Genomic DNA, 6,970 nt, shown 5'->3' on the forward strand with positions numbered 1-6,970 from the left:
AGATTTTTCGAAAATTTTCTACGGACGGGCCGCCGTGCAGGTCAGAGCGCCCGCAACCGGCCCGTGAGGTATCGGCGCTCGGCAGCGGTGGGCGCGAGGGCGAGCGCCTGCTGGTACGCGGCGGCGGCCTCGGTCGCCCGCCCGGCGCGGCGGAGCAGATCGGCGCGGGTCGCGGGCAGCAGGTAATAGCCCGCGAGCCGACCGGATTCGGCGAGTTCGTCGACGCGGGCGAGACCCGCCGGGACGCCCTCGGCCATCGCGATCGCCACCGCGTGGTTGAGATCCACCACCGGCGAGGGCGCCAAGCGGGCGAGTTCGGTGTACAGCGCCGCGATCTGCCGCCAGTCCGTCGCCGCGGCGTCGGGCGCGGTGGCGTGACACGCGGCGATCGCGGCCTGCACCTGGTACGGGCCGGGCCGCCGCACGGCCAACGCCGTCTCCAGCGTCGCGACTCCCTCGGCGATCAGCGCGCCGTCCCACCGGGAACGGTCCTGTTCCTCGAGGGGAACCAGCACACCGTCGACGGTCCGGTGGGCGCGGCGGGCCTCCGACAGCAGCAACAGCGCGAGCAGGCCGCGCGGCTCGGGTTCGGATGGCAACAGCCGCACCAGCACCCGCGCGAGATGGATGCCCTCGCCCGCGAGCGCCCGCGGCCCGTCCTGTTCGTCGTAACCCTGATTGAAGATCAGGTACAGCACGGCGAGCACCGCGGACATCCGCTCCGGCAGCACATCCACCGGCGGCACCCGGTACGGGATCCCGGCCTCGACGATCTTGCGTTTCGCGCGCACCAGCCGTTGCGCCATGGTGGTCTCGGTGGTCAGGAACGCCTTCGCGATCTCGGCGGTGCTCAGACCCGTCAGGGTGCGCAGGGTGAGCGCGACGCGCGCCGGCAGGGCCAGGGCGGGGTGGCAGCAGGTGAAGATCAGCCGCAGTCGTTCGTCGGGAATCTCTTCTCCCGCAGCACCTTCCGGCTCCCGCGCCAGAACGGCGAGTTCACGCAGTTTGGCGCGGCCCGTGGTGTCGCGGCGCAGCCGGTCGGTGGCGCGGTTGCGGGCCGTCGTGGTGAGCCAGGCGCCCGGCCGATCGGGAATGCCGTCGCGTTCCCAGGCGGCCAGGGCCGCGGCGAACGACTCCTGCGCGCAGTCCTCGGCCAGATCCCAGTCGCCGGTCGCCCCGATCAGCGTCGCGACCACCTGACCCCACTCCTCGCGATACGCCGCCTCGACCGCGGCGCGCACCGCGTCCGACGCGGTCATTCCCAGACGGGGCGGACTTCGACGCAACCGTGGCGGGCGTACGGGTGACCCGCCGCGATCGCGAGCGCCTCGTCCAGATCCGCGCAGTCGATGATGTCGATACCGCCGATGAAGTCCTTGGTCTCGGCGAACGGACCGTCGGTCACCAGCGTTTCGCCGTCGCGGACCCGGACCGTCGTCGCGTCCGCCACCGGGCGCAGCCGCGCGCCCCCGAGCAGGGTGGCACGCCGCTCCGCGTCCGCGTGCCACGCGCGGTGCGCCGGATCGGCCGCGATTTCCTCGTTGCTCGGCGAGACGGACTCGTCATCGCAGATCAGCAGCACGTATTTCATCGCCCCACTATGCCCGGCGGCCGATGCCGAGTCGACCGTTTCACCGTGCGGGCGCGCCCGCCACCAGCGACATGATGTCCTCGATCCGCACGATCTCCCCGCGCGCGCCCCAGTTGCCCTCCGGCACCTCGTTGATGTGTACCCACGCGGTGGCGGCCTCGGCGAAACGCGCCGGATCGTCGTCGGCGTCCGCGAGCACCTTCGTGACCCGGCGCACGATGTCGGCACGCTTGTCGTCGTTCATCGAACCGGCCGGAACACCCACTCGCACCACGTATTTCGGCTTCTCTCCGGCGGGCAGCCGCCGCCCGCCGACGAACCAGGCGTCGATCTCGTTCACCACCAGCCAGGAGATCGACCGCGCCGCCTCGGTGTCCGGCGCGCCCTCGGCGAGCATCACCTCCGACACCAAGCGACCACCGATCTCCTCTCGGCTGCCCTGGTCCAGCGAACCCTTGGGAACGAACAACTCCACGAACGGCATTGGTAAGTCCTTTCATTGAACCCTATGGTCGGCAACCGTACGCCGAGTGAGTTCAATCAATCAACCCTCTAGACTGGGGAACATGCAACGGACCAGCTTCGCGGAGATGCACTGCTCGATCGGGCAGTCCTTGGAACGTGTCGGGGAATGGTGGACGCTGCTGATCGTGCGGGATCTCCACCTGGGCCTGCACCGGTTCGACGACATCGCGGAGAACCTGGGCATCTCGCGAAACCTGTTGACGCGCAGGCTGGAGACGCTGATCGGCGACGGCATCGTGGAACGGCGGGCGTATCAGGATCGGCCGCCGCGGCACGAGTACCACCTCACCGCGGCCGGGCGCGACCTCGTGCCGGTACTCCTGGCCCTGATGGCCTGGGGCGACAAGTGGGTCACGCCGCCGGGCGGGCCGCCGGTGCGCCTGATTCACGATGATTGCGGTGCGGAATTCACCCCGCAGGTCTGCTGCTCGGCGTGCCGCGAACCGGTGCGGGCCACGAAGGTGACGGCGCTGCCCGGCCCCGGCGCCGCCAGTGGGCCGGGGACGCGCGTCCTGGCGCGACGGGCGAACGAATCTCGCGACGGCTCTGCCGCGCCGTGACGGCGCGGCGATACCGGGCGGTTATTTCCAGGCGAACACCGGCTGTCCGAAATGCGCTACGCGGGTGTGGCGGCCGCGCAGCACCACCTCGCGAAACTGGTGCAGGACGGCCGCGGTCGGCGCGTGCACGAGTGCGCCCCGAAATGGCCACTGCACAATGGGTTCCGCGACGGCCGGGTCGCTGACGAAGAGCGGGTCCACATCGATTTCGTCGAGCGTCACGAGGTACACCTCGGCGACTTCGCCGGGATTCGGGTGTATCGCCTCGACCTCGTCCCCGATCCACACCACGAACGGTGACATGACATATCCCGACTTGGTGGCGAAATCGTCGAGCCGGCCGAGAACCTGGGCGGGCGTCACCCGGACGCCGAGTTCCTCGGACAACTCCCGGACAGCGGCCTCGACCGCCGTCTCACCGCTGTCGATGCGCCCGCCGGGAAAGGCGTACTGGCCCGGATGCGAGCGCAGCGACGTGCTGCGCTTGGTGAGACAGACGACGGGCTCCCCCTGCCGCACGCCGACCGGGATCACAATCGCCGCGCCGCGCCGACCCTGCGGCGGAATCTCGACGGGTCGGAATTCTCGCAGGGTCTCCGTGAGTATCTGCTGGTCCATACCGGTATCACTCCTCGCACTACCGCGACTGCGGCATAGGTCACCATGCCCTATGCGGCCTTCGGGCCGGAAGTGTGGCATGCTGGGGGACGGGTACGGGCTGTTGAAGTGATCGCCCGGCTCGCAACAGGAAGTTAAGACAAAGTATGTCGCAAGGCAGTGTGAAGTGGTTTAACGGCGAAAAGGGCTTCGGTTTCATCGCGCAAGACGGTGGCGGCCCGGATGTTTTCGTCCACTACTCCGAGATTTCCGGCTCCGGCTTCAAGTCCCTCGAGGAGGGGCAGCGTGTCGAGTTCGAGATCGGGCAGGGCCAGAAGGGCCCCCAGGCTCAGAGCGTCCGCGCTATCTAGCCGGTATCGGTAAAACCTGTGAAACCCGCGCCACGGCGCGGGTTTTGCTTTTTCTCGACGCCCCTCAGCACCTGGAGCCCGCCGCGCGCACTTCGGCCAGTGCCCGCCGGGCCAGGTCACCGAACTCCGCATCAGCGGCCGGGTCGCTCCACCGCTCGTAGGCGAGATCCCAGGCCAGCGCGCCCAGCTCGGCGGCGACACGCGCGGTCAAGCCGGGAACACCGCGGCGCTCGAGTGACTCGCTCATCGCGGCGGTGAGGCGGAGCCCCTTCAGCGCCTCGCGTTCGCGCAATTCCGGATTGGCGGCGATCACCGCCCGCCGCCGGGCACCGAAGGCGCGGCGATCGGGTGTGAAGGCTTCCCGTCCGATCAGGTCCAGGGCATGTGCCACCGCCTCGAGCGGGGTCACCTCGTCCGGCGCCGCGGCGATCCCCGCAGCGACCAGGTCGGTCATCGTGTCACCGCCGAACAGCACCTCGCGCTTGTCCGGGAAATGCCGGAAGAAGCTGCTCTTCGTGAGCCCTGCGCGCTCCGCGATCTCGACCACCGTCGTGTTGTCGTAGCCCCGCTCCTCGAACAGCTCGAGCGCGGCGACGACGAGGCGCTGCGGGGCATTGGGTTGCCAGCGAGCCATACGAACAGCATACGGGACTTGGTCCCGTCACCGGCGTAGAGTGACGGGACCAAGTCCTATCACTGGAGGTAGCCATGAGCCGTGCCGTCATCTACGAGAGGTTCGGAGGTCCCGAAGTACTGCGGGTGCGGGAGGTCCCGGAGCCGCACGCCGGGCCGGGCGAGATCCGCGTGCGCGTCACCGCCGCCGGCCTGAACCCCATGGACTGGGGCCTTGCCTCCCGACCCGAAGCGGCTGCGCAGTTCGGTATCACCGTGCCCGCCGGATTCGGCTACGACTTCGCCGGGATCGTGGATGAAATCGGTACCGGTGCAGCGGGTTTCGCGGTGGGCGACCGCGTCTACGGTGGCGCGCTGGGCCGGGCCGCCGCCGATTTCGTGGTGCTCGGGACGTCCGGCGGAGCGACCGAGGCGGTCTGGCGCACGCCGGAGGGCATCAGCGACGAGGTCGCGGCCGCCCTTCCCGTGGCAGGCATGACGGCCGCCGCGGCCTTGGCGGCGATCGGCCTGCGGTCCGGCGACACCGTCCTGATCGGCGGCGCGGCGGGCGGTGTGGGCATCTTCGCCGTACAACTCGCCAAACTCGCCGGCGCCCGAGTGATCGGCACCGCCGCACCGAGCACCTTCGAATTCCTCCGGCAACTCGGCGCCGAGCCCGTGGCCTACGGCGCCGGACTAGCCGATCGCGTACACACGCTAGCACCCGGAGCCGTCACCGCGGCCACCGACCTGTTCGGCACCGAAACAGCCGAGACCGCACTGGCTCTCGGCGTCCCGCCCGAGCGAATCTCCACGATCGCCGCGGGCCCGAACCCGCCCGGCGGCGTGCGCGCGACCGGCGGCATCGACGCGGGACCCGACGCCATGACGCGAATCGCCGACGCGGTGCGCACCGGCGAGTTGACCGTGCCGATCGCCGCGACCTACCCGCTCGAGCAGATCCGCGAGGCCGTCACACTGCAGGCCGGGCGGCACGTCCACGGAAAGGTCGTGATTACCCTCTGATCCCGGGAGTGTCGTTTCCGATCATCGGCCGTCGCCGCCCGTGGTGTTGTCCGTGCCCACGGTATCCGGGGCGGCGCTGAATTCGAGGCGGTATACGCCGTCGCCACTGGGCGCCGAACCGGTCTCGACTGGTCCGTCGAGGTGGCTGAACAGGTTCTTCGACCTGTCGTCCGTGCTGCTCACTCTTGCACCCACATCCCACTAGCCGCGACGAATTACCTTGTCTCGCGGGCATTTCGATGCCGCACCGAGGTAAGGGAGACCCCGTTCGGGCGGCAGGGAGATCACGATTCAACCGAAGCGCTTACCGTGATGGTACCCCGCGCACCGCGAGGCCCGCGATGAGTCACCCCGGCTGTCCCCTCCCGCCGCTTCACCGCCGAGCCGGAACGACGGCTTCTGCGCCACCGCGTGGCCGAGCTGGAGTCCAGGGCCGGTGTATCGCGGGTGTATCGAAAATCGCATACGGCGCGGCAACCGTGTTCCGGCTTCTATTGGGGAATGGAGAATTCCTCGTCACTGGCGGCGCCGGGCGGCCCGGTCCGTAGGGCCGTGCCGGCCGGTCTGGTGATCGTCGGCACGGCGATTGTCGCCTATGTCCTGCGGCGGCCGCTGCTGATGCCGCGGCGATCCACGCCCGGAGGCGGCATCGCCGCCGATCGGCACGTCTGGCTGTATACGTTCAACGGCGTGGCACTGCTCACGCTGGCCGCTCTGCCGCTGGCCGGGCTCACGGTGTGGGCGCTGGCGCGCCACCGGATCGCCACCGGCACGACGTCGCCGTGGGCGTGGCGCAAGTCGCTGGCCGAGGTCGGCATCGTCTACGGGACGGTGCCGTGGGTGTGGCTGATCATGTTGCCGGGCGCCCGGGCCGGCGCCGTCCCCGGCCGGGTGAGCCTGGTCCCGCTGCGGGACCTGCTCGCGGTCCTGTCGGCCGGCCCGGCGACGGCGACGATTCAGATCGTCGGCAATCTGCTGGTCTTCGCGGCGCTGAGATTGCTTGCCCCGCTGCGGTTTCCGGCGTTGGCCTCGCTCCCGCGGATCTCGGCTCTCGCGGCGGGCTGCTCGATCTCGGTGGAGGTCGCGCAGTACGTACTGCAGCTGGACCGGGTGTCGTCGGTCGACGACGTACTGGTCAACACGGCAGGCGCCGGGCTCGCCGCGCTGGCGTCACGCGGTTGGTGGCGCCCCTAGTCGTGTTCCGGGGTGGTGGCTCGCTCGGAGGACGCGTTGTGCTGCTGGGCTCGGGCGAGTTGGTCTTCGAGGCTGATGATCCTGCACGCGGCCTCGAGGGGGGTGCCCTGGTCGATGAGTTCTCGGGCGCGGGCGGCGATACGCAGCTGGGCGCGGGAGTAGCGGCGATGCCCGCCGGGTGAGCGCTGCGGGGTGATCAGCTCCGCTTCGTCCAGGCTGCGCAGGAACGCCTGGGTGGTACCGAGCATGTCCGCCGCACGGCCCATGGTGTAGGCGGGGTAATCGTCGTCGTCGAACTTGTCGTTGCTGCCGGGGTCAGAAATCGTGCGGTCTCCATACGTCGGAGTTGGGGGGGGGGGGGGGGGGGGGGGGGGGGGGGGGGGGCGGGGGGGGGGGGGTTTTTTTTTTGAGGAATGATAGATAAAAAACAGCGAGCACACCCACCCCACCCACGAGAGTAAGACAGTAAAATAAAAAGAAGAGAAAGAAGAACG

11 protein-coding genes are annotated in these 6,970 nt (G+C 69.6%); 4 read left to right on the top strand and 7 right to left on the bottom strand.

What is annotated here, in order from left to right:
- Positions 1-41: 41 nt before the first annotated feature.
- Genes QH470_RS29920 through QH470_RS29930 form a run of 3 tightly spaced genes read right to left on the bottom strand, consistent with a single transcriptional unit; the run spans position 42 to position 2,075 of the window.
- On the bottom strand, positions 42-1,259 hold the full coding sequence (locus tag QH470_RS29920; RefSeq protein WP_280275716.1) for an RNA polymerase sigma factor: 1,218 nt from the start codon (positions 1,257-1,259) through the stop codon (positions 42-44).
- Positions 1,256-1,591: a YciI family protein gene (locus tag QH470_RS29925; protein ID WP_280275717.1), complete on the bottom strand. Its 336-nt coding sequence runs from the start codon at positions 1,589-1,591 to the stop codon at positions 1,256-1,258. Before QH470_RS29925 ends, QH470_RS29920 begins: the two co-directional genes overlap by 4 nt.
- 40 nt (positions 1,592-1,631) lie before the next feature.
- The gene (locus tag QH470_RS29930; protein ID WP_280275718.1) at positions 1,632-2,075 is read right to left on the bottom strand and encodes a tautomerase family protein; all 444 of its coding nucleotides are present in this window, start codon (positions 2,073-2,075) and stop codon (positions 1,632-1,634) included.
- Positions 2,076-2,157: 82 nt separating this feature from the next.
- Between QH470_RS29930 and QH470_RS29935 the strand changes: the two genes are divergently transcribed.
- Positions 2,158-2,676, top strand: coding sequence for a winged helix-turn-helix transcriptional regulator (locus QH470_RS29935; protein ID WP_280275719.1), 519 nt, complete (start codon positions 2,158-2,160; stop codon positions 2,674-2,676).
- Positions 2,677-2,697: 21 nt separating this feature from the next.
- Here the strand turns inward: QH470_RS29935 and QH470_RS29940 are convergent, their stop codons facing one another.
- Positions 2,698-3,294, bottom strand: coding sequence for an NUDIX hydrolase (locus tag QH470_RS29940; RefSeq protein WP_280275720.1), 597 nt, complete (start codon positions 3,292-3,294; stop codon positions 2,698-2,700).
- A gap of 146 nt (positions 3,295-3,440) precedes the next feature.
- On the opposite strand from QH470_RS29940, the gene QH470_RS29945 reads away from it, so the two are divergent.
- Positions 3,441-3,644: a cold-shock protein gene (locus QH470_RS29945; RefSeq protein WP_067590617.1), complete on the top strand. Its 204-nt coding sequence runs from the start codon at positions 3,441-3,443 to the stop codon at positions 3,642-3,644.
- A 64-nt stretch (positions 3,645-3,708) separates the two neighbouring features.
- On the opposite strand, the gene QH470_RS29950 is transcribed toward QH470_RS29945, so the two are convergent.
- Positions 3,709-4,278 (bottom strand): TetR/AcrR family transcriptional regulator, encoded by a 570-nt coding sequence (locus QH470_RS29950; RefSeq protein ID WP_280275721.1) that lies wholly within the window; start codon positions 4,276-4,278, stop codon positions 3,709-3,711.
- A 74-nt stretch (positions 4,279-4,352) separates the two neighbouring features.
- On the opposite strand from QH470_RS29950, the gene QH470_RS29955 reads away from it, so the two are divergent.
- Positions 4,353-5,282 carry an NADP-dependent oxidoreductase gene (locus QH470_RS29955; protein ID WP_280275722.1) on the top strand — a complete coding sequence of 310 codons (930 nt, stop codon included), beginning with the start codon at positions 4,353-4,355 and terminating at the stop codon, positions 5,280-5,282.
- Between the two features lie 21 nt (positions 5,283-5,303).
- On the opposite strand, the gene QH470_RS29960 is transcribed toward QH470_RS29955, so the two are convergent.
- Positions 5,304-5,465: a hypothetical protein gene (locus tag QH470_RS29960; protein WP_280275723.1), complete on the bottom strand. Its 162-nt coding sequence runs from the start codon at positions 5,463-5,465 to the stop codon at positions 5,304-5,306.
- A gap of 318 nt (positions 5,466-5,783) precedes the next feature.
- Between QH470_RS29960 and QH470_RS29965 the strand changes: the two genes are divergently transcribed.
- Complete coding sequence (locus tag QH470_RS29965; RefSeq protein WP_280275724.1) at positions 5,784-6,476, top strand: VanZ family protein; 693 nt, start codon at positions 5,784-5,786, stop codon at positions 6,474-6,476.
- On the opposite strand, the gene QH470_RS29970 is transcribed toward QH470_RS29965, so the two are convergent.
- The gene (locus QH470_RS29970) at positions 6,473-6,742 is read right to left on the bottom strand and encodes a helix-turn-helix domain-containing protein (protein WP_280275725.1); all 270 of its coding nucleotides are present in this window, start codon (positions 6,740-6,742) and stop codon (positions 6,473-6,475) included. The two genes, QH470_RS29965 and QH470_RS29970, sit on opposite strands and share 4 nt — an antisense overlap.
- Positions 6,743-6,970 lie beyond the last annotated feature (228 nt).

Source organism: Nocardia wallacei, assembly GCF_029868745.1.
GTDB classification, from domain to species: domain Bacteria; phylum Actinomycetota; class Actinomycetes; order Mycobacteriales; family Mycobacteriaceae; genus Nocardia; species Nocardia wallacei_B.